The organism is Pseudomonas orientalis (assembly GCF_022807995.1).
Classification (GTDB): domain Bacteria; phylum Pseudomonadota; class Gammaproteobacteria; order Pseudomonadales; family Pseudomonadaceae; genus Aquipseudomonas; species Aquipseudomonas orientalis_B.
Window position 1 is genome coordinate 1 of sequence record NZ_CP094352.1, and the last position, 22,908, is coordinate 22,908.

Consider the following 22,908-nt stretch of genomic DNA (forward strand, 5'->3'; position numbering starts at 1 on the left):
GTAAACACACTACGGCTTCATCTGAACAGCAAGAAAGGTGGCGCGCATAAGCTGAGTAATCTGAAGTTGTGCGTCCTCACAGGCTTCAAAAAATGCTAGCGGAGCATCTTCTGGACCCTCATCCAAAACATTGGCCATCTCTTGAACCAGCTCCTCTAGCGCCTGAAGGCGCTGCTTGATATCTCCTTTATCCATCAATTTCACCTATTTTTTCTGTTGGCCTGGTAAAACGCCTTCGCTTTTTTTGTCGCCTCAGCGATGTGTTTTTTCAAACGCTTGCGATCTTTGAAAACTGCACCTTCACCGTGCATATCGACCAATTTCATCTGTAGCTCCTGCGCCTGCTTCGACTCATAGAGCGTCGATACGTCTTGCAAGGCCACAAATCCTTCGCAGCTATGATTGCGGGTATTCATCACAATTTGCGTGTTGTCCGAATCAAGGATCTGAAAGCCCATAGCTTGGTAGAGAGCGACTTTGGCCGGTGTGCACGTAAGCTCGACATGAGGATACCGTGCAATCACTTTTTCCATCATCGTTCTGCCAATACCAAGCCCGCGGTGTTGATGATGAACAACCATATACGTTAGCCCGCAGGCGTCTGGATGGCTTGGGACCGGAAGGTAGAGCACATATCCAATAACCGAATGGTCTACACCGTGCGCTGTAATGAGCTCTGTTGGGGCTTCGGGCCGAAGACCGATGCGATCGAGATACGACATAACCTCCCAAGCTAGAAGGTTTTGATACAACCCTAACAGCAAATTAACGGGCACCATGCCTGCAAAGTCGTACCTGTGAAGATCGGCCGTATAAGCGCCCGTCATTGTTGCGACCTGATGCTTAACAGCCTCACTAGGTTGAGTGGTGTGCAGAGAATATGTCGGCATATTTTTCCTTCGTGTCGGAGCTGCACTGGTAAAGCGTTCAGTGAACGTCCCCATGCAAGTCGGAAATATCCTATCAGTCAGTCGGGCGAGTCAGAGTCGCTCGTGGCACGCAACGGTCTCCCAGCCACATTCCTGCCTCCTCACAACACGGTGCTCGTCGTTCCGTTTCACGGGTTGGCAGCTTCAGAAAGCAGGTCAGCACTGGAGTCATCGGTGTTTCCTAGGCCTTACTGCCCGCACACAACACTATGTGTTTCCATGCACTGATTACCCGCTTTTGACTTTTACGCTCTGCACAGCTCACTCTGACCTGTATCTAGTCTTCCTGACGTATATCTGTCTTTCTGAGTTATATCAGTCATCCTACGTATATCTTCAACCTACCTATATGTCACTTACCTAGTATTTAACCAGAGTATAGGACGCCTTTCGCGCACATAGCAGCGATAGCGTCGTCGACTTTGGACCAGTCAAGCGCGACTCCCCTAGCCGTTTCCGGTGTTGCACACCGGTATCTGAGCCGCCAGATACCAACCACTTTCTCTGGATCTGATGGCAGATAAAACCAGCAGCCCTCAGGTTCTGAGCGATCGTTATCCTTGTGCACGTAAAATCCAACGCCAAGGCCAGGTGCGGCCTCTAGCAGGGACGAGTCAGACCCAACGGCGTGGAAGTCATTAACACGGATTGGAGTCCTCTCACCGTCGATGCTTATGGAGGTTACAACCTCATAAAAAAGGCCCGTACCTTTCAGCAGCTTGAAGGCCTTCCAAAAAACGTCACTATTGCCATTCTCGTCTACCTTACCGCCCATGCTGCCAACTATCTTGCTGATAAATTTTGCTTGGGCTGTGTCGTTGATTGGCTCAGCTGTCACTCGGAACCCTTCACCTTCAGGGCTGACCATATGGTTCCAATGTCGCCATATCTGCTGGTGATCAACTCCGCCGAACATTTCTAGATCGTGCACTGCATAACAGTAAATCAGCAGCATAACGGCGCAGACAACCACTTCATCAGTAGCCCCTTCCTTCAATAAGCGACCAATGCCATCCGCATTGCCTATCCCCCCATCTATCAGCGCGTGAGGGATATTCACAGTTCCCTGGTGGTGCATTGCCCATAGAGCCTGATTGCGTGGCAACCCTGCCGCTGGCTTCTTGATGAGCCCCATGCCGGCTAAGGCGTTAACTATGCCTGTGGCCATAGGCGTTCCACAGCCTGTCAGCACCCTGACTTTCTCCGCACCCGCACCAGTCAGCATGTTAGGGCCACGGCCGTCTAAATCCCTCATGGTCGTATGCCTGGCCAACCCTAAGTACGCCAATAGCAAGCGAGGGTCTTTTTTCGCGTTAGCGATCAGCTCCAGTGCTTCAAGCGATACCGGCGAAAACTGCCCTGGTTTTGTCCCTTTTTTCATTGCCCCCCCTTGGCATTACGCCTTTGGCTGCTAACGATTTTTTGTACTATGACATGAGTACAAAATAAGAATAAAAATTAAGTCCTCATAAATCCCTTTAACTTCGGCGTTCTTAGCGTATTAAAATTCCGTACATTGCAATTATACGGAAAGACAGTAACGATAGAAATATCTATTCTAGATATTCTTGTACAACGACCTATAGGAAACTTAAAATAAAGGTATCTATACCGGCCTGTTTCCAATACTGGGGTACAAGAATGGAAAATCGCGAGCAATTGATAAAGGATCAAAAAACATCCAAAAGAGTGATACTTTTTTTTGTTTTATTCTCAACCATCGGTTTAATATTTGGGTGGCCATTCGCAACGCCTTACGTATTCGTCATGCTGAAGTACAAAACGTTTTGGGCAGTGATGACGTTAGGAATTGTCGGGTGCGCATTCGCAGCAGATGGCAATCTCTGGTTGCTCCGAAACCCAGGGAAATCACCACGCGATTATTACCAGCGGAAGCATTGGTGGCTTCATGTCTTTAACTGGGAAATTAAACAGGGATCCCCAGAAACGGAGGCCGCAGACAAGTGAAACTATCCAGACCGCTTTCCTGTATTGCCTTTATTTTTTCCTGTGTTGTTGTGTTGCCTGTGTTTGCGGAAACCACAACAATCGGTGAAATAACTGCCGCATCCAAAAAAACTGGCGATTTGTCCCGCCAAGCTCTTACAACTATCTATGGCGACGTGGTTAACAACCCTCTTGCCTCCAGCGAGGCTGGCGGTGTAGATACTATTCTAGCCAGCATATTTCAAGTACTTAACGGCGCTCTCCTGGTCGTTGGGTCACTATGGGCCTGCTATATCATCTTTCGGAAGTTAACTCGCACGGCTCACGATGGCGCTGTGTTCGACAAGCAAAATACAACGGTCTGGGGACCTGTACGAATAGTGTGGGGGTTGGTTTCTTTAGTACCTACCGCAAACGGGTGGTCTCTTTCGCAACTGCTTATGCTTTGGTCCGCATCTACTATGGGCATAGGTATTGCCAATTTAAGTACAGATGCCGCCATTAGTGCCTTTGAAGATGGGAAAGGAATGGTGGTGCAACCGGCCATGCCCAGCACCCTCCAGCTTGCCCATAATCTGTTTGAGGCCAATATCTGCATGCACGGCATAAACGCCGGTCTCGCCGAGGCTGCTGCACAAGGCGGACTTGTCACACAAGGCGGCTACGTCCAGCAGGTGCCGACGAGCTCCGGTTTCACCCTAAAAAACAAAAGCTTCATATGTGGTGGAGCCGATATCAATGCGGATCTCGAAGCCCAGTCATCATCGACAAACTGGTTTTCCACCACGATTGATACCTCACAAATCCGTAAGGCGCATCTCGACGCTTTGGTGGCAATGCAAAATACGATCACCAAATCCGCTCTCAAATTCGTTAATGAAGTTGTTCAGAAAAAGAATGGTGCTGGAGATATTTCGGATGTCGAAGGGGGGATCCAGTCCGCCGCTCAGGCTTACGAAATCACCGTTAACCAAAGCGTCGGTACTAAGCAGGGAGATATTGAAGCGCTCGCAAATCAGATGAGCACGAGCATCACAGAGGCAGGGTGGTGGTCACTAGGCGCCTGGTATCAAACATTTGCCCAAGCCAATACGAAACTGACTGATGCCGTTGCCGCCAAAGCTGGCTCATACGGCCCTTCATCGGGTGGAGACCCTGCTGTCGTCAATCTTTATCAAAGCGCGATGGACGCCTACGCGGTGCAAAAGAGTACAAACACCAATGCAAATCCTTTGGGCGCAAACGGTTCTCAGGGAACCGAAACAAGCAAAGTGATGAGCCACCTTTTTGCTCCGATGCAGAAAATAACAACTTCACTGGTAACGGACGTTAACTTCAATGGAGAGCAAGGCGGTCAGCTTAACCCGCTCATCAAGATGAAGAACCTTGGTGACACTCTCATGGGAACAGCCGAAGTTGCCGTAGCCACATACGGCGGTTTAAAAGCTTTGGAAAGAGTTACCGATGGCAACAGCGCTGTAGGGCTAACGACAAAGTTTGTAAATTTCTTCTCAGGAGGATTGGATGCTGGTAAAGGTTTACTTGATGCAATGTCCCCATTTATCATAATGGCGATATTCGCATTATTTCTGCTAGGCGCGACTTTATCAATATACCTACCAATGACACCTTTCATCATTTGGTTCGGTGCAGCAATTAATTGGCTTGTTGTCGTTGGAGAAGCAATCATTGCAGCACCGCTTTGGGCTTTTACCCATCTTGGCGGTGAAGGTGACGGTATGGGCCAGAGAACGGCGCACGGTTATCTATTTCTCTTGAATTGCATGTTTCGACCTACATTGATGGTAGTCGGATTTTTCTTGGGCGGAGCTATTGTGGTTGCGGGCGGCACGCTACTAAACAACCTATTTGGAATAGCCATTGCAAATGTTCAGTACGACTCCATGACAGGAATTTTCAGCGCTCTGTTCTTTGTCGCGGTTTATTGCTCTATGTGTTTGAACTTAATCCATAGCAGTTTCAACCTGATTTTTATCGTACCAGATCAGGTCATAAACTGGGTAGGTGGTCAGGTATCCGCTACTGTAGGTCGGGACGACAATGACCGTACACGGCAGGCCATCTCGGTTTTCGCTGGAAAGCTAGAGCACATGGCACCTAAGTCTGGCATGCCAGGTAGAAAGCCGGGCAATAGCAAACCTAGCGGTGGAGATGGCATTCATGGTTAATGTGCTAATTAATTATATTGTTCACGGGAGTTAATTATGCTTTATTTAATTACGACTATTCATTGGCTAGGTAATATTTTAAGCCTAATCATAATATGGGTAGCAATCGCAATTATTTATAATAGCCACGCCTTATGGCCACTTTGGCTGATCGGCCTAACCTTTGTCTGGATGTTTGGAGGCAACTGGCTCATCAAAAACTTAAAGAGTCGCTACGCGAAGCGACTGCATAAGCTAGTTATGTCAATCGCTCCGGCGGGTTTTTCAGCCAAGGTGCAGATTTCTGATGAAGCGGGCCGCCGCTACGTGGGAATAGACCCAAAAGCAGGCACGGCAGTCTTGATCGACGAGTACAACGGTATCCGCAAAGCCATGCCACTCTCAGAAATCACAGAGTGGGCCACCGACATAACCTCAGGGAAGCACTTCCAGCACGTCATATTGCGATTTAGAAATTATGACTATCCATCAATAACCATACCCGTGCGATCGCACGATATGGAACGCATCACATCGCAGCTGATTACCGCAATGGGATAAAAAAACCGGGCTTAAAGCCCGGTTTTTTTATCCCAGTTGAGTGGGGATTTCGTTCAGTACAAGGATTTCGTGTTCAGCCATCCCAGATCGACGCTGTTCCAAGGCAGATTCTGACGTTAGCATCGAGTGCTCCAGCTGCTGCTGTTCGAACAAACGCCCCAAGAGAGCTACCTCACCCTCAGATTCCAGAGATCGAAGCTGTGCTGGGCTCTCAAGAGCCCAGCGGTCCAGAATTCTCCAAGCGCAGAGGTGAAAGGCTGGTAATCCGCGTACCGTACTTATCGTCGCAGGCATTAATACCCCACCAGCGATCGACAGCGGTGGTACGGCATTAGTGAACATGCTTGCCTCCGTGTCGACGCAAATAAGAAATCGTTTGATAGTTTGCGCGGAAAAGTCGTTCATGAAAGCCACCACCCCGCATCAGCTCTTCTCGATGCTCGGCTGCAAATCCTAGCCTAGCTAGCTCAATATCATCACCGTAAGCCACAGCCCGATTAGCGGATCTCATCAATGCGTTAGCTTGTTGTAACCGCAGAATGTCAAACCGGTAATCCGGTGCGCGGATAAAATGAATAGCTCCCATGACTAACCTCCATATTTTACAATTTAACGCAATAACTCAGTTACTTACTGAGCCTTACGATTGCCGCTTTCACCTCAACAAGGATCTCTGGATATTCTTTTGAATGCATGCCACCGCTTTCCTTGAACAGGTGTTTTTGCAAACCAGCCAGCCGCCTCAATTCGTTGAGGATGTGACTATAAATTTTGCTTTGAGTACGCCGACCTAAAGCCGCTGCGAGCATGAATTGCCCAGTGCTTTTTCCGCAGTCATCGGCTTTCTCGCGAACTGCCGCTTCTTCATGCTCAAAACACCTAACAAATGGCAACCATTTGGTTCGCCGTTGCTCGTTCATGCTCATAGCCTGGAACTCGGCTGTGTGTCGTTCTTAGAGCGTTCGGCCAGCTCGGCAAGGATCTCAGGCCGCAATACCAAATCTTCTCTGTATGTGGCGCAGCGGGTGAACTCTTTGCCTCTTTTTTTAGATTTCCAACGCGTCCACAAGCGCCACAGATTCCAGCGCTTATCGTCCTTCATCGTCTGTACCCTCTCTGCTGACTGCTGAGCCGTACAACCAAAATGGTTAAAGTGACGTCCTGGATATTGGAAACGATGCGATAGTCTCCAACTCGGTACTTCCAGAGCTCGCCCAGCTCTGAGCCTTTCAGAGCGCTTCCAATACTGTGTGGTTCGCCTTGATTGGTGATACGTCCAACAAGAAATTTCAGAACGTCCTTTGCTGCATCGTCCCCAAGTTCTTTCAGTTCCTTTTCCGCTGCCGGATCAAATTCAATCCGCCAGGTCATAGGACTTGATCACGTCTTGAAGTGAAATCGTTTCGCTACGGTTCTCACGCACCTCTCCCAATCGCTGCTCAGCTAGGTACAGATCCTCTAGGTCATCAATGTGCTCGAGGATGGCTTCCCGGGCATAGAAGGTCTTGGTGCGTCCTGTACGAGCAGCCAATGCTTCTAGGCGCTCCTCTATTTCCGGGGCAAGACGGATAGCTAACATGGGATCCTCCAATGGCTGCTATACAAGTATAGCGTAGCGTTAATAATGTGTGGGACAGCCTATCGCAATAGAGCCGTGTAAATAGCCGCCTTCGGGCTACCAAAGCAGGCGCACAAAAATTGGCTTAGGGGTTTCGGGGCTTGCCCTGAGCAGGGAGGTAGGCAGCGCAAGGGAGTGAAACGACTGCAGCGAGGCCGGTTGTACGTACGCCATTTATGGCGGGAGTACAAACCCTACCCTGTCCTGCTTCCAAAAGCGTGTTTAGTAACAATCTCAGTGAACCTGAAAAAGACATTTCTGAAAGCCATTTACGAACAGCTCGGTACCACGAAAAATGACATACAGGTGAACAATCAGGGAAAAAATACATTTCAACAAAAATGACAAACCTACGGACGTTTGAGGCGAGGAAATTCAACACCATAACGAAAGATAGAGTAAACGATAGAAGCATTACTGCTAAAGTGAGGAGAAGATCATCATCCGTATGAAAAAAAGAAACAAAAAAAATTTAAGACAAAGGTAAATTTGTCGTGATGGATATAAAAAAATCAAATGAGCAGTTACAAAATCTCGAATTGGCAGAGGACTTAATAGATACTGTCTTCGCACTTGCTTCCGAGAAGCTTTATAAAGAAGCTGGAAATGACCAAAAATCAATCTCTCATTGGCATCGCCTGATGACGACAGCGAATAATGATCGACATACGTTGAGGATTGAAAAAAGCAGTGCTGTGAAAGCGATTGTTGAACGCTACAAAGCGTTGTTAATGCAATTAATGCAATCGGAAAATTGATACCGCGAAGGACATCGCAGTACACGTGCCTGGTTCATGGGGAAAATCAAACACCGGGTTGATATCGAAAACCCCAGAAACAACAGCACGACCTGGCAGTCGTGGTAGTTATGATGTACGTGTGCCGGAATGGCTATCAGGGTTTAGCACCTCCACCGAATCCTATGCAAACCCTATAAGAAGAGCTATCACCAGCATGTACAGGCGGTTGAGGAGTGTCTCCGCTCAGCAGGAGTAAAACACTTATAACAATATATAGTTTATTTCTTCTTCGGCATAGTGATTAAATCTCTTTAGTTAATGTCATAAGCTCGCTCCCCTGTAGTTGCTCGGGATGAATTAACGATTTCATCCAAACTCTGCGGGCTCCCCATGATAAGGGAAACTAGCTGCTGACTTATCGAATACTATAATGCTACACCGCGACATTATAATATATTTGAAAAATAAATAACTGCCATCCTTGACTATATATTTGCAAATGGTAAAACATATATAAGGCGCAAAATTTCAAAAATTAATTTGGAGAATACAACATGCCTTAACGGAGATATCTAGTTATGAGAAAATATATAAAACTTGCTGCAAGAATACTGTTATACACCTACATAAGCACCATTTCTGGCGACTCTGCACAGCCGCTAGAGCAAGCAAAACCGGTGATTCCACCACCGCATTTCGAGCTTTGCTTGAAGCCGTCTCACGACTCTTCTGAATGACGTGAGACTGCACAGAACGCGACCCCAGTGGTCGTTTTTCTGACTCACTATCAATACTATAGTATTTGAATGTTCGGTCTCTTTTGAACTTACGCTTGACGCGCAAGCTGCAAGCCCTTCGGTGTTAGCACACCTTCATAGACAGGCCTGAAACAAATGTTACCAGCTGTCATTACAGTGATCGAGTAACAGCTCAAACCTTGATCAAACAATCGTTTCAAACCATCAGCATTAGCTTCTACGAATGCTCGTTCGAGCGTCTGATTCGCTTCATGCAGTTTCAACAGCTCAGCGAGCAAGTTATCCGTCGGCATAATCAACATCCTTCAATGGGCAGTCATGTAAAAGTGCTGCGAAAGGAGTGACAAAATCAAGCGGATTTACGTAAAGATGTATCTGGGGAGCCAGCAGAATTTAGATAAAATCGTACGTTAGGCCATCATTTTCGGTCAGTTTTTAGCAAGATCACAATACTTTTCAACGGCCTACGATTTTTAGACGTCTCCGTTTGAAATGCACCTCAACCGGGCGTCAGGTGGTTCACTCGCGCAACATCAGAGTAGGGCTGTTTTCTGCCCTACCTGACGGTATGACTTCAACCTGACAGGCTAAATGCTTAGCGTACGATTTTTCCGTTTTCCCTATTCACCCCTAGAAGTCCTGCTGTACAGCTGTGCAAACAGAAATGTCGGCGATATACGACAATCCTCAATGGTAAGGGCACCGCATAATTCCTCCCCTACAAAAACCTAGAAAGCCAAAAACCACTTCAAAAATTGGCAGACACAGGCTTTTCAGGGGAAAAGTCGAGCTCTTCAAGCTCAGTGAGTCGCGGAAAACCCGCAGTACAGATAGAAAATGTCGGTGATATACGACGCCTCTTGCAACACGCTGGGTTTCAGGGAGGCTCTGAGCCTAAAGGCTGTTGCGATTCCGTTGCTGCCAAAACCCAATCCTTAATTGACGCATTTTCAGCCTCTGCGTAGGATTGATCACAACCATAACCTCCACGCCTCGGATGGGCTCCGGCCCGTACTGCGCACCAGGGGGTTTCTTTTTGCCTGTAGAAAACAGTCAGCTAGACGCTAATGGTGCACGCCCAGCAGCCACACAACGGGTAGATAAGAGCTTCAACAGCACGCCGGAATCACACCGGAATAGCCTGTGTCCCTTACAAAGAAAGCCCGCAGCCAGGCAAAAACAGTGGCTTGCGTGACATTTACGATGCGTGCAAAAACTCTCCTACGTTTGCGCTGCAACTCCAGCATGCCGGTATCAACCAACGCGCTTGCGTCGGTGCGCATACCCGCACACAGCGTCTTGACCGCAGCGAAACACTCGCACTCGATCTCGGTTAATTCAAACAACGAACAGACGCGTGAACAACCAATCCAGTAACGACCACCGTGAAATCGGGCGCTCTGTATCGAAATCTGGGCGAGCCAGCACATCTATACCCCACGCATTTCAACGGAAAGCGCATCCAAAGGCTATGAGACAAACGATTCTGACAACAGACCAATGCTGGACATGACAGCAAGCAATGGCAGTACGCATGAACATCAGTACAGCACTCCCCGGCACTATGAAGAATCCTCACTTTGAGAGCTCGAAACGACAAGATCAAGAGCGCCCCCAATGGGGGCTGTTACCTGATGTACACCATACGTAACATCCGTAGGAGTGCTAGTGAGGGCTATGCCATGCGAGGGTGTCGAGCCTTGATCTCCGGTAGAACTTGGGGAAAACGTCTTTGACACGGAAGGGGCCAGGAACGAAATGGTCTGCGGCCGGGTGACTTCATTCAATACATGGCCATAGTTGGCCACCGTTTGCCGAGAAACACCTGCGAGGATGGCTATAGCTACCTGGGTGAGCTTTTCCCCGCGTTCCTGGAGTCCTCGACACGCTGCGCGGATTTTCGACTCGGTAGACCTGTGCCGCAGCTCGTGAGTGCGCTTGGCGGCTAGGCTCTGCCGCTCTGCCAGTGGTAACGACTTGTCCAAGGACATTGCACCTCGACAGCACCTAGTGCTGCCCTGGTAACGCGTCCACGTCCACCTGGCTACTGACCTGACCGTTGCCCTCACCGAAGACAGCATCAGATCCTCGGAAAAGCCGTTCCGAGCAAATTTGTTGTGATTATGTGCAAATGCTTCAAGCCGCCGCGAGAACGTGGTCAGGGTCCCGCGCTCGCGCTCTTGGTTGACGATGCTGTAAGCGAAATAACGTAGCTGTTCAAATAGAACGCAGTGCCTGGAATGGGGCAGATCTTCCAACTGGGGCCCCGTTTTCCAGGGCGACACCTGCAGCTCCACATAATCAGCGAGTTCGCCCAGCTCATAGACATGGTTATGCAGTTCAGAGGTCGACCACCATGGATGCCCTGGCGTTTTAGCGACTGGCCCGCTGTTGTAATCCGGGTCAGCCTTTAGGCGCAGCGCAAATGCAGCGTAAACCGCCTTCATGTACTGAATCGGCTTGTCGCGGGCATTTTCGGTCGTACAGACCGGTGGAATGGCATAGAACAGATGCGAGTGGCCGTTGTTCCTGTTCCGCACGATCAGATTCGGCGGAGGAAGGCCTTCGTCATCCCAGGCAAGAGAGTTGGTGTGATCGAGATCGAAGATCAGCCAGGACACCATCCCCCGACGATTGATCTGCATATAGGGATAACGGATCGCGTAGTCGCGTGGACGCACCAGCGTTGCAGTTTTGTTGTCACTGCAACGAGCAAGATAGGGCGCCTCGATGACAACGCGGTTGAGTGCCGTGCCATCTTCAAAGAATCGCCCTGACGGCGCGTATGCCCCCGCTGTAGGCTTGTCTTGCAGGCCGTAACCGCACGGGACATGCGTATCTCGTTTTTTAGAGGTGGAATCCATTTTCCCCGCCATTCGGCGGCAAACCTCTTACGGATAGCATTTTGCAACTTGCAAGAAGCCGCAGTGCTAGCCATAATCAGCTCACCTTGTCGATGAACAGGTTTGCCCCGTCGAAAGAGAAAACCTGTTCTAGTTTGTCCAGAAAGCCCGGTTACCAGCCGGGCTTTCTGGTTTCTGCTATTCCATTAAGCCACTTGCATAGCCTCCACGTGCGTTGTCACTTCTGCAAATCCCACCCTTGCTGCATCGGCATGTACTGATTCAAGGCTTTTGTAAATCTTGCGTCGATCTGATCGGGCAATGGTCATGTAATCCAGCGTTCCATCCGTATGAACAACAATGAGCTCCCACCCGCTTTGCATAGCAGCAGGGGCTACAATGGCAGTTTTAAGGCCACCCTTATTGAACAACTTACGCATCGCTGAAAGATCCACGGCCATCAAGCCCCTCGAATCGTTGTGGTAATAGCTAGTCAAGACTAAGCCTAGATGCATGAAAAAGCAAATTCATGCAGATTATGATTGCGTTAAGTAGAGTTAAATGACGACCCTTGCGCAGGTTTTTGCGTTTTTATGCAGTGAAATAGCTAGCGCGATTGCTACACATCGGGCTGCAAGCTGCTCAATCGTAGGGACCAGGCCACCGCGCTTGGCTGATAAGCGAAGGCCATAGCCGCAGGCGGTTAGCCGGGCATATGCGCTGATTCAGCGTGAACCACCATGATCAAAAATGATCAACGAACCTTGTATAAGCTTGTGGATCATTGCATAATCAGCTTGCGACTTAGTCGTGTACCACAGGGTGGTTACAGGGATCCGAAAGGGTCGCACCCCGTTGCTGCGAAAGCAGTTCGCCGAGCGCGACGCAAGAATGACCTGCCCCGTCGAACGCATGCAATCGACGGCTGAGAATCCCTCCTAGAGAGGGATTCGCCGTTTCTGGGCACCCAGTTTTTTCTCCTCACGTCTTAGGCCGGTTCCGGACTTCTTTAGGGCATTGCCCTTTCGGCTTTTTCTGGGTATCTACTGCTACCTTAAAGATGCTGAACCCCTTTTTGTTGATTGGCACCCCCGGTGAGCCTTCGCCGAGCCGTGCAAAGAACGCGCTGGTGACGTGGATTCGCAACACTCGGTTTTCCCGAAAAATAGCCATGCAGATCTTGAACGGCTCCACCGCCCCGCTTTCGTTGTTCAACACGTCGAGGGTGAAAAAACTTTCGCCTTGTGTCAGGTAGACCGTAGCACCGTCAAGCTTTTCCAACATGCTCCGTAGCTGCTTTGATGCCTCGTAGCGCTCCATACAGATGAACTGGCTCTCGCGACCGTCAGCGTATTTCAGAGGGATATTGTGCTGGGTGTCATCCTTGGTAAAGCAATGCAGACCATAGGTGACGACAAAACTGATCGGATCCCCTTCTTTCTGGAAGACGACTTCATGGGTGTCGAGATGCCCAAGATCATACGAGACTCCGTCATGCACAAATGGCTCCCAATGCTGGATGGAGTCCACATGAAATTTTTTAGGCAAGCCAATCCCTCGGACGCGGTTATTAGATTAATTGGTCAATTTTACCTGAAAAAAACACTGCCATTTGCATCGTCCTGAGTAGCCCTACCCGCGAAGGGCCATTTAACGAACCTCCTCATTATGCGCAGGGCTATTCGGATCTTGGAGTTTTCACCAGAGGTAGTTCGTGTCACGTTGGTGAGCACCAGTTGTACTACTGAACTGTACTGCTTAGGTTCCGCTCCAGCATACAACTGTAGGCGCTGCTTCACCGGAGACGCTACCAAGGTTTTCTTTCTCAGCTCAATCCAAATGGCCACATTGGTCAGGCTGTCTACACCCTATCGGTGCCCCTTCCACTGGTCATGCTAAGCATCTGTCATACAGACCCAACGGCCTCTTTCACAGCTGTGTGTCATTAGTGGCCGAAACTCCAAGCAGTGAAAAAGTCTGAACATTCATAAAGAATTCCATGTTGGATTCCATTTTGGATTCCATGTGGAATCCAATTTGAATTCCTTTAGGAATTCCATGTAGAATTCCTTTAGGAATCTATAAAGGAATTCCTTATAGAATCTATCGTAGTTACCAGATAGAATTCAAACGGAATTCCAAGGGTATCATTTACCCGTCAACCCAACGAGAAGGGCCCCGCTATGCCAGTTATTGTGTTCGTCTCACCTAAAGGCGGTGCTGGCAAAACGACATCATGCCTTGCGTTATCCGAACAAATCGCACGACGCGTTCCTATTACCGTCATTGATGCCGACCCCAACCATCCAATTAAGTCGTGGGCAGAGGGAGGTAATGCGCCGACAAACATGACGATAATTTCGGACGTGACTGATAAGACGATCGGCGAGACGATCGCCGATGCCGCTACGAAAACACCTTTCGTGATTGTTGATCTAGAAGGTACGGCGGCAACTATCGTCGCGTATGCGATTGCAGAGTCGGATTTTGTGGTGGTACCGACGCAGGGCTCGCAGCTAGACGCAGAGCAAGCGAGTAGGGCGTTCGGTTTAATTCGGGCGCATGAACGTGGCATCCAAAAGCATAAACCTGATTACAAACTGCCTTACGCCGTTCTGTTCACAAGAACGTCAGCAGCGATTCAAAGCCGAGATACTCGGCATATCCGCAAAAGCTTTGAAGCAGGGGGCATACCGTTCTTTGAGACTGAATTGAACGAACGAGCCGCGTTCAAGGCTATGTTTTCATACCGCTTGCCGCTTGAAATGCTGCCAACTGACGAAGTTTCCAATGTCGGAAAAGCCATAGAAAACGCCGAAGCATTCGCACGAGAACTCATAGCCAGAATCACCTTAGAGGCTCACCAGGAGAAGATTTCATCATGAGTCGCGTAGATCCGTTGGATAGCTTGAAGGATTTCGAGCCTAAAGCAGCCACCGAACAGAAAACAAAGCAAAGCAAAGCTGAGGTGGAAAAAATGGCGAACCAACATGGCTTTGTAAGCCGACAGCCGGCCACTTCACTTCCCCCGGTCGAACGGGCAAAGCGACGTTACAAAACTGGACGCAATGTTCAGATCAACATCAAAGGTGAGCAGGAGACCAAGGATGAACTGTACCGTATTGCTGACGATATCGATCAACCATTAGGTGAAACACTCAAACGAGCGCTGGCAGCCTTGCGACGCGAATTGGGGGCAGGGCAGGGACCTGTATAACGCGCTAGCAGTGAAAGCGTACGCGCTAAGTTGTGAGCTTGGTCCAGCTGATGCGCTGCTGGTCAACACCAAGCCAGACAGAGCCTCTGTGTAAGACTGAAACTTACGCTGCAGAGCGCTCTTTGACTGTCACTTCAATCTGAAGGCCTGCGCCGGGCAACATCTTCACTAAAGCATCAAGGGAAAATTTATCAATTTTCCCTTTAAGCAGGTCGTTCAGCCTAGGTTGCGTTACCTTCAATCTCAGCGCTGCCTCCTTTTGAGCAAGCTCCCAAGAACGTACCTTTCGGGTGAGTGCCCGCATCAGCGTCGAACGTAACTGCAAATTTTCAGCTTCTTCCGGCGACTCAACCAACGCATCCCAAATATTGGCGTGGCGTTCGTTTGTCATCATGATTACCTCGATTGATGAATTTACTCGATACATACCTCATAGGGTTAGGGCTATCGTAGTGCACCTAATGCTTAACCCCTAGCAGATGCAAGGGGGTGCCAGTCCGTCTTAGCCCTGCGACTTCAATCTTTTTTTCGCAAGATCAATGTCACGCTTTTCCGTCTTTTCAGTGGTTTTCTGAAACGCATGCAGTACCGAAATCACGCCTGCTCGATTCGCCACATAAAACACGCGAAAAGCCCCTTGTTTTGCTCGAATTTTAATCTCGTATACGCCTGGTCCAACAGTTTTCACAGGCTTGAAGTTGGATGGATCATCTCCGTGCTTTACCAAGTCAAGCTGGTAGACCACTCGATCACGAATAACGGGTGGAAAGCTCGCGATATCCTTTTCACTGCTGCCACAAAAATCTACTAACTTCGATACCTCTGCCATTGGTAATACCTTAGTAAGTTTTTGATAAAATTGAGTTTTTTCTCAGTATATGAGTAAGCCATCAGCGTTCCCCAGCTTGGTCACCTGCTTGTTTGAACTGCGGCGGCGCCGCAATCCAGAAAATCTTGCATTCCCCATGGAATGCTCATAGGTCTACAGCGCCTATGATGAATCGCACCGAAAGGTGTAGCTCCAATTTATATCAGAACAAGGATAAGTCAAAGCATTTTTGGTAAAGATTTCCTTTGAAAGGCAATCGACAATCTCAGCACCTTAAAAGTGGTGATAAAATAGGTTATCACCACTTATTGCCGTTTATCGGTTTTAGCAACGGCGGACTGATATAGCGATGATTTTGTGACCGGAAGCTTTGAGAGCGATTGCAGGATAGCCAATGATGAGAACGATATGCAGGAACTGACGAAAAACCATACGAATGATCAGCGTCGGCTCACGGCGGTCGAATTTCAGACGCTGGCCAAGGTTCCAGCCGCGGTCGAGTGGTTTGCCAACCTGGACAACCCTCGAACACGACGTGCTTACCAAAACGACCTGGAAGACTTCTGTAGTTTTATCGGCTTGGCTTCGGCCGATGAATTTCGGGTCGTGACCCGATCGCATGTTTTAGCCTGGCGAGCCCACCTCGAGCATCGCGGTTTGGCCGGAGCCACGATCCGGCGCAAATTGGCCGCGCTGGCCAGCCTCTTTGATCACCTCCTGGAGAACAATGCGATCGCCGGCGGCAATCCAGTGCATGGGGTAAAACGTCCCAGGATAGAAAGCAATGAAGGCAAGACGCCGGCGTTGGGTGACCACCAGGCGAAGGCGCTGCTCGAGGCGCCGGATGAAACAACACTTAAAGGGCAGCGCGACCGGGCGCTATTGGCTGTTCTTCTCTATCACGGACTGCGCCGTGAAGAAGCGGCGCTGCTGCAGGTGAGCGACATTCAGGAGCGCCGCGGTATTCAGCATCTGAAGGTTCACGGCAAGGGCGGCAAGGTGCGATACCTCCCGTTGCACCCGATCGCAGCCGGGCGTATTCATCAGTACCTGGAAAACTCAGAGCATCATCTGGCCGAACGGAAGGTGCCACTGTTCATGCCGCTGCGAGGTAAATTGACCGGCGCCGGTATCACGGCAAACGGCATCTATGCCGTCGTCACGGCCTACGCGAAAAAGGCCGGGATTGAGGTCGACGGCCTTGGGGTTCATGGACTCCGAGCAACGGCAGCCACCAACGCCTTGGAGCATGAAGCCGATATCGCCAAGGTCCAGGCCTGGCTGGGTCATGCCAACATCAGCACGACCAAGATCTACGATCGGCGGGAGAACCGGCCGGAGGATTCACCCACCTATAAAGTGAAGTATTAATTGAAGTGATCGAGGCCTAAGCGGCAGCTCACCCACGCGCACTGCCAAGGATGTGGTGCAACGCTGCCCATGGATGATGACCTTCCACATCGCTGGCTGGACAGGTGTCGGCATGTAGAAAGGGGCTTTCGCAGTCTTCCAGCGCTTGGCTTTCCATGCAGCCAGTGCATACAGCACGTCCGGCAACGATCGACCATCGACCGTTCCGTTCCTCAACACCTCGTTCAGTCTCCACTGTTTCGACTCCTCAGCGTACGTTTGTTAGATGCTGAAGGTAGCGCTGTGCGGGCCGATTTGATACGCCCAAAACCATACCCTTGTTTGAGTTGTAAGCCATGCGCACCAACCAACAAAGCGACGCCTGTTGGTCGGCTTATTAACGGCAGCTTTCGGCCATAAGCAGACCTTCGCCCGCATATTTACGATGCCCTACCGTTCTAATTGGCGTTGCCTCAGAATATCGGTCCACTAGCGGCTGGATGGAACCACCATGCGCATCGTCACAGACTCCCGGCCAAACGAAATCCTCAGGCTGGCGTTACGGGAATACGTCCAAGGTGTACCGTACCTCGGCCCCATTTTTCGTTGAAATGATCCATCAAAGATTTATGAGGCGCGGCGGCTGTATGTTGGCGAAAATATCAGGTGTGTATTCTTCTGGTTTGCGCCACTGACAAAGCCAGTGGCGTAAGCCAGCCTATTAATTATTTGACGTTACGGCTTGGCAACGTGCCAGACTTGGTTGACGCCGTCACCGGTTGTATCCCCTGGCTTGGTATCTTTGACCCAGCTGTAAAGTGGCATGCCTTTGTATGCCCATTGTTTTGTGCCATCGTCTCGAGTGATGACAGAGTAATCATGACCCGCTTTCGCGTCTGCGGATACCGGTAGAGGTGGCCAGTTTGAAGCGCATGGCCCATTGCAGACCGACTTGCCCGAGGTGTCCTTACCGAAGGTATAAAGAGTCATACCTTTTGCGTCTACGAGTACTTTTCCCTTGTCCGTTTCAGCAAGCTTGACTGGCGCATCGGCGAGCGCCAAACCCGACATGCAGCTGGCGGCAACAGCGACGGTGAGAATCATCTTTTTGAACATATGTATTTCCTTTGGTCATTTTTAATTTTTAGAAGACCCACCTGCCTCTGAAACGGCAAGCGATCAGACAATAGACGAGCCACAAACAGGTTAATTCGACTCCATAGAAAAAACGTCCCGATATCATTTTTTGCTGGAATGCTGGGCTCTCCCCCCCCCCGGACCCTGTGCCTTCCTCAATTGAGCAAAGCGACGCTCACGGTCAAGCATCATTGGCTCATCTCAATGAGCGACGGCGATCCATCATCCAGGACTCATCATTTTCACTCATTATTATTCACTTGGTCGTGGAGTATCAGCAGGCCCCCATGAAGGCCTGCGCTGTTCAATCAGTCGGCCTTGAGCGTCGACACCACCTTGTTGCTGGCGAGATCGACTGTGGAGATACTCAAGTCCTCATTGAGGACATACGCCTTCGACTTGTCTTTGGTGAAGACAATGGCCTGGCGGGGTGCCTTCAAACCGGTCACAGTGGTGGTCACTTTCAGCGTTTTGGTGTCGATCACTGAAAGGCTGTTGTCACCGAGGTTACCCGAGTAGACGTGCAGCCCGTCTGGAGTGAGGGCTGCGCCGTAGGGGTCTTTGCCAACAATGACGGTGGTTGTGATGGCGCGTTTTTGAGTGTCGACAACTGCGATGCTGTTACTGCCGCTGTTAGCCGCGTACAGCGTATTGCCGTCCGCCGATATGGAGATGGCGCGCAACTTGTTGAAGCCAGTGATCTCACCTTCAATCGTATTGGTCTTGCTGTCGACCAAGGTAATTTTGTCCCCAAGAAAGTTGGTGACATAGACGGTTTTGCCGTCAGGACTTACTCGGATGCCCTGGCGCGGTTGGGAGAAGCCAGGTACCACAGCTACTGGCCGCTGGTGATCAAGGTCAATGACCGACAGCGTGCTGGCCGCTTCATTGTTGACGTAGAGCAGGCTTCCGTCCTTGCTGAGTGTGGTACCAAAAGCACCTGCGCCCAACGGAATATCTGCGATCACTTTTAAAGTCTTGGTGTCAATCTTGCGCACGACCCCCAAACTGCTGTCGGAGAGGTAGAACACATCGCCAGTTGGCGAAAACACAATATTTCGCGGCGTGACGTAGCCGGTGAGAACCTGGCGAACCTTACCGGTTTTCAAATCATAAACCACTACATCTGGACGCTGACTGTAAGAGACCACCGCCGTCGTTTCATCAGGGCTGACGGCCAGCGAGTTGTTGTGAATATCGCCGTCAAACGTCCAGCGATCTTGCGCGGCCCACGCGCTCATCGATGCGGCCAACGCAACACCCAACGTCAGGGCTGTGACGGTTTTCTTTATCACATTCATCAGAATTTCCTCATAGGGTAAGCAAGGCACCCAGTCGCGCCTTGGCATATACAACTCGTTCATCGCTGCAGGGCAATGAGTTGACTTTATGCGTCGTTGATAAATTCCGGAAACAACTTGTTTTGGTAGCTCTTACCTGTTTTATAAATAGGTCTAGCTACTCCTGGCTCACGAATTGACTGCATTTTTCCCAGAATCGCTCAAGCCCAGGCGAGATGTATTTGTCCCGGTGACGGATCAGAAAAAAACGTCGGGTCAGTGCAGGCAACGCGTGCGGCAGTTCAACCAAGACTTCAGAGGCCAGTAGATCCCGAACGACCCAGCGGGACAGGCAACTGATGCCGATGCCTTGTGCGAGGGTATGCTTGATGGCCTCTGAACTGCCGATCTGGCGCGTTTCGGCGAGATCGTGCAAATGACGCAGCAGCAATTGTTCGACTTCTTCACGGGTACCAGAACCTGGCTCGCGCAGTAGCCATTCAGCGGTACGAAGATCATCAAGTGTGACCTGCTGCTTTAGTGCCAAGGGGTGCCGTTGGCCTGCGGCAATAAGCAACTCATCAATTAGCCAAGGCTCGGCACTGAGTTCGGGCAGGTGGCAAGGCCCCTCGATCAGGCCCATATCAATCTCGAAATCAGCGACTCTTCTTGCGATAGCCATGCTGTTGGCCATGTCGACATCGACCCTCAAATGTGGTGTTGATTGACGTAGCTCACCGAGAATCAATGGCAGAACATAATTGCCTATCGTGGTACTGCATCCTACCCGCAAGCGTGTCTTCAGCCCGGCATGGCCGGGTAAGAAACTGGCCTCTATCTGTTGTGCATTCTCAAGCATCCTTCTGGCTTGAGGCAGTAAGGCATGGCCGTTATCGTTCAGCACTAAACGCTTGCCTACACGGTCGAACAGCCTGGTATCCAAGGCGCTTTCCAACTCGTTCAGTGCGGCGCTGGTTGCAGATTGGGACAGTGACACCGAAATGGCGGCGCTGGTGGTGCTACCGTGCTGCGCGACGGCGCAGAAAATTTGTAGCTGGCGTAGGCTTAGCTTCATGTAATCTACCTTCTTTATAGGTCATATAAACCTATACTATCCGTTTTTACCGCTATTCCCATCAAGCTATACTTCAACCATGTCATATCGAAGGCACACTGAAGCGGGAGCGCGAAAATGAGTGAGACACGACTCGCAGCTATAATGGGCGGCAGCCATCCACTGGCGGCTTTGTCCAATCCACGAGAAGCGATCCGGCAGTTCACACCCAACTGGTTCGCCGCCACGATGGGCACCGGGATTCTGGCGCTGGCTCTGGGCCAACTGCCCTTTGTTGCGCAGTGGCCCAAAGCGTTAGGGGAAGCCTTGTGGTTTTTTAATATCGTGCTGTTTTGCCTGTTTACGCTGATGTACGCGAGCCGTTGGGTATTGTTCTTCGATGAGGCCAAACAGATCTTCGGCCACTCCACTGTATCGATGTTTTTTGGAACTATCCCCATGGGATTGGCGACCATCATCAACGGTTTTCTCCTTTATGGTTTGCCACGCTGGGGGGGTGGGGTAGTCGCTTTAGCCGAAGTGTTGTGGTGGATCGATGTCACCATGGCATTGGCCTGCGGGGTGCTGATCCCGTATATGATGTTTACTCGCCAGCAGCACAGCATTGATCAGATGACAGCGGTATGGCTGCTGCCAGTAGTTGCGGCTGAGGTGGCTGCCGCCAGTGGCGGTCTATTGGCTCCGCACCTCGCTGATGCGAGCGCACAGTTCACCATGCTCATCACCAGCTACGTGCTGTGGGCCTACTCGGTGCCCGTCGCCTTGAGCATACTGGTGATCCTGTTACTGCGCATGGCTCTGCACAAACTACCTCATGAAAGCATGGCAGCATCGAGCTGGCTGTCTTTAGGGCCGATCGGTACCGGGGCTTTGGGGATGTTGCTGCTGGGCAACGATGCTCCAGCAATCTTTGCTGCCCATGGAATGGCAAGCATCGGCGGCGTAGCCGAGGGCATTGGCTTGATCGGTGGTGTGCTGTTCTGGGGGCTGGGATTGTGGTGGATGGTATTGGCGCTGCTAATTACCGGGCGCTACTTCAGGGAGGGCATTCCCTTCAACCTCGGCTGGTGGGGCTTCACCTTTCCGCTGGGAGTGTACGCCGTAACAACCCTCAAATTGGGCTCTATGCTGCACCTCACGTTCTTTAGCTTCTTTGGCGTGGTGCTGGTGTTGATGCTGACTGTCATGTGGATGATCGTCGCGGCTAAAACCCTGGCTGGTGCCTATCGCGGCAACTTGTTCGTCTCGCCGTGTATCCACTCGCTGAGCAAGGCGAGCAAAACCTGAGCCTTTGGCTACTTGATCGACTGTTTGGCGTGACGCAGTGTGGACAAAATGCGCTGCCTAACATTCGGGTGAGTGCAAACGGAAAGGGGGCTTGGGTGTGGCATTTCCAGCAATGAAAAATTAGGGAAGGCGAGCCGAACACGCGGTATGGCTTTCTGGGCAACACGTCCGGCAAACACGATAGTGACGAGATCAGGGAAAAGCGTCAGTAGCGTGATCAGCATCTCGATACCTTCCTCAATTTGCGCTCTGCGGAGCGGACCCTTGGGCTTATCGAGATCTGGTAACCAAGGGTACAAATTCCAAAGGACGGTTTTGTGACGTGCCAGTCCAACCTGCTCAATGAAACCTTTCAGGTTGCGTTGTGCAGGCCCCGGATTGTCTCTTGAGACATACCGTGGAAGACTGACCGTTCGAGCGGGCGATTCCAACAAGATCAATACCCTTGCGAAGACGCCGCCATCCAGTGGATCGAAATACGGTAATGTTCTTTCGCCCGTGGACTGGGCCATTACCCAGCGCGTCAATTCAGCAGTTTTCGGCAGCAGCAAAAAGTCTTCTCTTACCTTAAGAGAAATTTCCTGCTCTGCGCTTTTCTGATTGAGTAACACTACTTGGAAGCCTCCTTCTTCAGGTTATAGGCCGCTACCGATTTACGAATATCTTCCCGCGCTTCGTCTGCGCTCCCCCAGCGGCCCATTTTCACCCACTTACCTGTAACGACCTGCAATCGAAATGGCACCGACCTGCAATCATCGCGTTTTTCGACCGGGATTGATTGCGTCTATCCGGCACTGCGAACCAGCATTGACTGCAAACGAACCTGCATCCAGCCACTTCGACCTGCAATCGAGCGCAACCGACCAGGATTAAATGCGACTGAAAAACCGATGATTTAGCGTCCATCAAACAGTGGTCTTCAGGAGCTGGGCTAAGTGCACATTCTGTTTCGTTACTCCCAAACCCTGTGTTCCAGAGCACCATAGTGGCGGTCACAAGATTCAGTCCTCTACCCCAATAGCGCTTTTGTCTCTTTAGGCTCTAGATTTTGTGAAAGTACTATATCAAAAATGAAAATCAACCCTATTGAGACATAAAAAACGCCTCAGACACGCGTCCCGCAAGGGTGTACTCGAATGAGACAGAAACAGCGTGCGCTCACTCGCAGT

At 50.4% G+C, this 22,908-nt stretch carries 25 protein-coding genes and 1 pseudogene; 8 read left to right on the forward strand and 18 right to left on the reverse strand.

The window, feature by feature from the left end; genetic code table 11:
* Positions 1-9: 9 nt before the first annotated feature.
* The 3 genes from MRY17_RS26155 to MRY17_RS26165 form a co-directional block, all read right to left on the reverse strand.
* Positions 10-195 carry a hypothetical protein gene (locus tag MRY17_RS26155; protein WP_231662358.1) on the reverse strand — a complete coding sequence of 62 codons (186 nt, stop codon included), beginning with the start codon at positions 193-195 and terminating at the stop codon, positions 10-12.
* A gap of 5 nt (positions 196-200) precedes the next feature.
* Positions 201-890, reverse strand: a complete 690-nt coding sequence (locus tag MRY17_RS26160) for a GNAT family N-acetyltransferase (protein ID WP_231662357.1) — start codon at positions 888-890, stop codon at positions 201-203.
* Positions 891-1,296: 406 nt separating this feature from the next.
* A complete protein-coding gene (locus MRY17_RS26165) occupies positions 1,297-2,310 on the reverse strand; it encodes a hypothetical protein (protein WP_243353969.1) in 1,014 nt (337 codons plus the stop codon).
* Between the two features lie 260 nt (positions 2,311-2,570).
* Between MRY17_RS26165 and MRY17_RS26170 the strand changes: the two genes are divergently transcribed.
* From MRY17_RS26170 to MRY17_RS26180, 3 genes are read left to right on the forward strand one after another with little or no spacing between them, the layout of a single operon-like run.
* Positions 2,571-2,897: a hypothetical protein gene (locus tag MRY17_RS26170; protein ID WP_074929282.1), complete on the forward strand. Its 327-nt coding sequence runs from the start codon at positions 2,571-2,573 to the stop codon at positions 2,895-2,897.
* Entirely contained in the window at positions 2,894-5,065 is a 2,172-nt protein-coding gene (locus MRY17_RS26175) for a DotA/TraY family protein (protein WP_243353970.1), read from the forward strand. The genes MRY17_RS26170 and MRY17_RS26175 overlap by 4 nt, the downstream gene beginning before the upstream one ends.
* A gap of 36 nt (positions 5,066-5,101) precedes the next feature.
* Entirely contained in the window at positions 5,102-5,605 is a 504-nt protein-coding gene (locus MRY17_RS26180) for a hypothetical protein (protein ID WP_017709584.1), read from the forward strand.
* 331 nt (positions 5,606-5,936) lie between these two features.
* On the opposite strand, the gene MRY17_RS26190 is transcribed toward MRY17_RS26180, so the two are convergent.
* The 4 genes from MRY17_RS26190 to relB all read right to left on the reverse strand — a co-directional run bounded on the left by MRY17_RS26190 (position 5,937) and on the right by relB (position 7,184).
* Entirely contained in the window at positions 5,937-6,191 is a 255-nt protein-coding gene (locus MRY17_RS26190; protein WP_080106675.1) for a hypothetical protein, read from the reverse strand.
* Positions 6,192-6,231: 40 nt separating this feature from the next.
* Entirely contained in the window at positions 6,232-6,531 is a 300-nt protein-coding gene (gene mobA, locus MRY17_RS26195) for a plasmid mobilization protein MobA (RefSeq protein WP_024667341.1), read from the reverse strand.
* Between the two features lie 172 nt (positions 6,532-6,703).
* The gene (locus tag MRY17_RS26200) at positions 6,704-6,976 is read right to left on the reverse strand and encodes a type II toxin-antitoxin system RelE family toxin (RefSeq protein WP_017709581.1); all 273 of its coding nucleotides are present in this window, start codon (positions 6,974-6,976) and stop codon (positions 6,704-6,706) included.
* Positions 6,960-7,184, reverse strand: a complete 225-nt coding sequence (gene relB / locus MRY17_RS26205; RefSeq protein WP_015062150.1) for a type II toxin-antitoxin system RelB family antitoxin — start codon at positions 7,182-7,184, stop codon at positions 6,960-6,962. Before relB ends, MRY17_RS26200 begins: the two co-directional genes overlap by 17 nt.
* Positions 7,185-7,717: 533 nt before the next feature.
* Here relB and MRY17_RS26210 point away from each other — a divergent pair.
* Positions 7,718-7,981 (forward strand): hypothetical protein, encoded by a 264-nt coding sequence (locus MRY17_RS26210; protein ID WP_243353971.1) that lies wholly within the window; start codon positions 7,718-7,720, stop codon positions 7,979-7,981.
* 808 nt (positions 7,982-8,789) lie between these two features.
* Here the strand turns inward: MRY17_RS26210 and MRY17_RS26215 are convergent.
* The 4 genes from MRY17_RS26215 to MRY17_RS26230 all read right to left on the reverse strand — a co-directional run bounded on the left by MRY17_RS26215 (position 8,790) and on the right by MRY17_RS26230 (position 13,112).
* Positions 8,790-9,014 (reverse strand): hypothetical protein, encoded by a 225-nt coding sequence (locus MRY17_RS26215; RefSeq protein WP_074929272.1) that lies wholly within the window; start codon positions 9,012-9,014, stop codon positions 8,790-8,792.
* A gap of 1,269 nt (positions 9,015-10,283) precedes the next feature.
* Complete coding sequence (locus MRY17_RS26220) at positions 10,284-11,585, reverse strand: replication initiation protein (protein WP_243353972.1); 1,302 nt, start codon at positions 11,583-11,585, stop codon at positions 10,284-10,286.
* Between the two features lie 185 nt (positions 11,586-11,770).
* A complete protein-coding gene (locus MRY17_RS26225) occupies positions 11,771-12,004 on the reverse strand; it encodes a plasmid replication protein RepB (protein ID WP_243353973.1) in 234 nt (77 codons plus the stop codon).
* Between the two features lie 541 nt (positions 12,005-12,545).
* Positions 12,546-13,112: a hypothetical protein gene (locus tag MRY17_RS26230; protein ID WP_017709576.1), complete on the reverse strand. Its 567-nt coding sequence runs from the start codon at positions 13,110-13,112 to the stop codon at positions 12,546-12,548.
* Between the two features lie 635 nt (positions 13,113-13,747).
* On the opposite strand from MRY17_RS26230, the gene MRY17_RS26235 reads away from it, so the two are divergent.
* Both MRY17_RS26235 and MRY17_RS26240 read left to right on the forward strand, forming a co-directional pair.
* Positions 13,748-14,449 carry a ParA family protein gene (locus MRY17_RS26235; RefSeq protein WP_024667343.1) on the forward strand — a complete coding sequence of 234 codons (702 nt, stop codon included), beginning with the start codon at positions 13,748-13,750 and terminating at the stop codon, positions 14,447-14,449.
* Positions 14,446-14,781 carry a hypothetical protein gene (locus MRY17_RS26240; RefSeq protein WP_017709574.1) on the forward strand — a complete coding sequence of 112 codons (336 nt, stop codon included), beginning with the start codon at positions 14,446-14,448 and terminating at the stop codon, positions 14,779-14,781. The genes MRY17_RS26235 and MRY17_RS26240 overlap by 4 nt, the downstream gene beginning before the upstream one ends.
* A 103-nt stretch (positions 14,782-14,884) precedes the next feature.
* On the opposite strand, the gene MRY17_RS26245 is transcribed toward MRY17_RS26240, so the two are convergent.
* On the reverse strand, positions 14,885-15,172 hold the full coding sequence (locus MRY17_RS26245; RefSeq protein WP_020352225.1) for a helix-turn-helix domain-containing protein: 288 nt from the start codon (positions 15,170-15,172) through the stop codon (positions 14,885-14,887).
* Between the two features lie 111 nt (positions 15,173-15,283).
* Positions 15,284-15,610 (reverse strand): type II toxin-antitoxin system RelE/ParE family toxin, encoded by a 327-nt coding sequence (locus tag MRY17_RS26250; protein ID WP_017709572.1) that lies wholly within the window; start codon positions 15,608-15,610, stop codon positions 15,284-15,286.
* A 408-nt stretch (positions 15,611-16,018) separates the two neighbouring features.
* Between MRY17_RS26250 and MRY17_RS26255 the strand changes: the two genes are divergently transcribed.
* Positions 16,019-16,981: a tyrosine-type recombinase/integrase gene (locus MRY17_RS26255; RefSeq protein ID WP_003425065.1), complete on the forward strand. Its 963-nt coding sequence runs from the start codon at positions 16,019-16,021 to the stop codon at positions 16,979-16,981.
* A 714-nt stretch (positions 16,982-17,695) separates the two neighbouring features.
* Here MRY17_RS26255 and MRY17_RS26260 read toward each other — a convergent pair.
* The 3 genes from MRY17_RS26260 to MRY17_RS26270 form a co-directional block, all read right to left on the reverse strand.
* Positions 17,696-18,076 (reverse strand): COG4315 family predicted lipoprotein, encoded by a 381-nt coding sequence (locus tag MRY17_RS26260; RefSeq protein ID WP_003317528.1) that lies wholly within the window; start codon positions 18,074-18,076, stop codon positions 17,696-17,698.
* A gap of 329 nt (positions 18,077-18,405) precedes the next feature.
* On the reverse strand, positions 18,406-19,398 hold the full coding sequence (locus tag MRY17_RS26265; protein ID WP_003317529.1) for a beta-propeller fold lactonase family protein: 993 nt from the start codon (positions 19,396-19,398) through the stop codon (positions 18,406-18,408).
* Between the two features lie 157 nt (positions 19,399-19,555).
* The gene (locus tag MRY17_RS26270; RefSeq protein ID WP_003317531.1) at positions 19,556-20,452 is read right to left on the reverse strand and encodes a LysR family transcriptional regulator; all 897 of its coding nucleotides are present in this window, start codon (positions 20,450-20,452) and stop codon (positions 19,556-19,558) included.
* A gap of 117 nt (positions 20,453-20,569) precedes the next feature.
* On the opposite strand from MRY17_RS26270, the gene MRY17_RS26275 reads away from it, so the two are divergent.
* Complete coding sequence (locus MRY17_RS26275) at positions 20,570-21,739, forward strand: TDT family transporter (RefSeq protein ID WP_010428856.1); 1,170 nt, start codon at positions 20,570-20,572, stop codon at positions 21,737-21,739.
* Between the two features lie 8 nt (positions 21,740-21,747).
* Here the strand turns inward: MRY17_RS26275 and MRY17_RS26280 are convergent, their stop codons facing one another.
* The gene (locus MRY17_RS26280; protein WP_003317532.1) at positions 21,748-22,350 is read right to left on the reverse strand and encodes a uracil-DNA glycosylase; all 603 of its coding nucleotides are present in this window, start codon (positions 22,348-22,350) and stop codon (positions 21,748-21,750) included.
* A pseudogene (locus tag MRY17_RS26285) lies at positions 22,350-22,454 on the reverse strand (inorganic diphosphatase); the annotation flags it as partial. The gene MRY17_RS26280 and the pseudogene MRY17_RS26285, both read right to left, overlap by 1 nt.
* Positions 22,455-22,908: the final 454 nt, after the last annotated feature.

Coding starts and splice junctions, on each gene's coding strand:
- MRY17_RS26155 (WP_231662358.1), bottom strand. CDS start 195: ATGGATAAAGGAGATATCAAGCAGCGCCTTCAGGCGCTAGAGGAGCTG.
- MRY17_RS26160 (WP_231662357.1), bottom strand. CDS start 890: ATGCCGACATATTCTCTGCACACCACTCAACCTAGTGAGGCTGTTAAG.
- MRY17_RS26165 (WP_243353969.1), bottom strand. CDS start 2,310: ATGAAAAAAGGGACAAAACCAGGGCAGTTTTCGCCGGTATCGCTTGAA.
- MRY17_RS26170 (WP_074929282.1), top strand. CDS start 2,571: ATGGAAAATCGCGAGCAATTGATAAAGGATCAAAAAACATCCAAAAGA.
- MRY17_RS26180 (WP_017709584.1), top strand. CDS start 5,102: ATGCTTTATTTAATTACGACTATTCATTGGCTAGGTAATATTTTAAGC.
- MRY17_RS26190 (WP_080106675.1), bottom strand. CDS start 6,191: ATGGGAGCTATTCATTTTATCCGCGCACCGGATTACCGGTTTGACATT.
- mobA (WP_024667341.1), bottom strand. CDS start 6,531: ATGAGCATGAACGAGCAACGGCGAACCAAATGGTTGCCATTTGTTAGG.
- MRY17_RS26200 (WP_017709581.1), bottom strand. CDS start 6,976: ATGACCTGGCGGATTGAATTTGATCCGGCAGCGGAAAAGGAACTGAAA.
- relB (WP_015062150.1), bottom strand. CDS start 7,184: ATGTTAGCTATCCGTCTTGCCCCGGAAATAGAGGAGCGCCTAGAAGCA.
- MRY17_RS26215 (WP_074929272.1), bottom strand. CDS start 9,014: ATGCCGACGGATAACTTGCTCGCTGAGCTGTTGAAACTGCATGAAGCG.
- MRY17_RS26220 (WP_243353972.1), bottom strand. CDS start 11,585: ATGGATTCCACCTCTAAAAAACGAGATACGCATGTCCCGTGCGGTTAC.
- MRY17_RS26225 (WP_243353973.1), bottom strand. CDS start 12,004: ATGCGTAAGTTGTTCAATAAGGGTGGCCTTAAAACTGCCATTGTAGCC.
- MRY17_RS26235 (WP_024667343.1), top strand. CDS start 13,748: ATGCCAGTTATTGTGTTCGTCTCACCTAAAGGCGGTGCTGGCAAAACG.
- MRY17_RS26240 (WP_017709574.1), top strand. CDS start 14,446: ATGAGTCGCGTAGATCCGTTGGATAGCTTGAAGGATTTCGAGCCTAAA.
- MRY17_RS26245 (WP_020352225.1), bottom strand. CDS start 15,172: ATGACAAACGAACGCCACGCCAATATTTGGGATGCGTTGGTTGAGTCG.
- MRY17_RS26250 (WP_017709572.1), bottom strand. CDS start 15,610: ATGGCAGAGGTATCGAAGTTAGTAGATTTTTGTGGCAGCAGTGAAAAG.
- MRY17_RS26255 (WP_003425065.1), top strand. CDS start 16,019: ATGCAGGAACTGACGAAAAACCATACGAATGATCAGCGTCGGCTCACG.
- MRY17_RS26260 (WP_003317528.1), bottom strand. CDS start 18,076: ATGTTCAAAAAGATGATTCTCACCGTCGCTGTTGCCGCCAGCTGCATG.
- MRY17_RS26265 (WP_003317529.1), bottom strand. CDS start 19,398: ATGAATGTGATAAAGAAAACCGTCACAGCCCTGACGTTGGGTGTTGCG.
- MRY17_RS26270 (WP_003317531.1), bottom strand. CDS start 20,452: ATGAAGCTAAGCCTACGCCAGCTACAAATTTTCTGCGCCGTCGCGCAG.
- MRY17_RS26275 (WP_010428856.1), top strand. CDS start 20,570: ATGAGTGAGACACGACTCGCAGCTATAATGGGCGGCAGCCATCCACTG.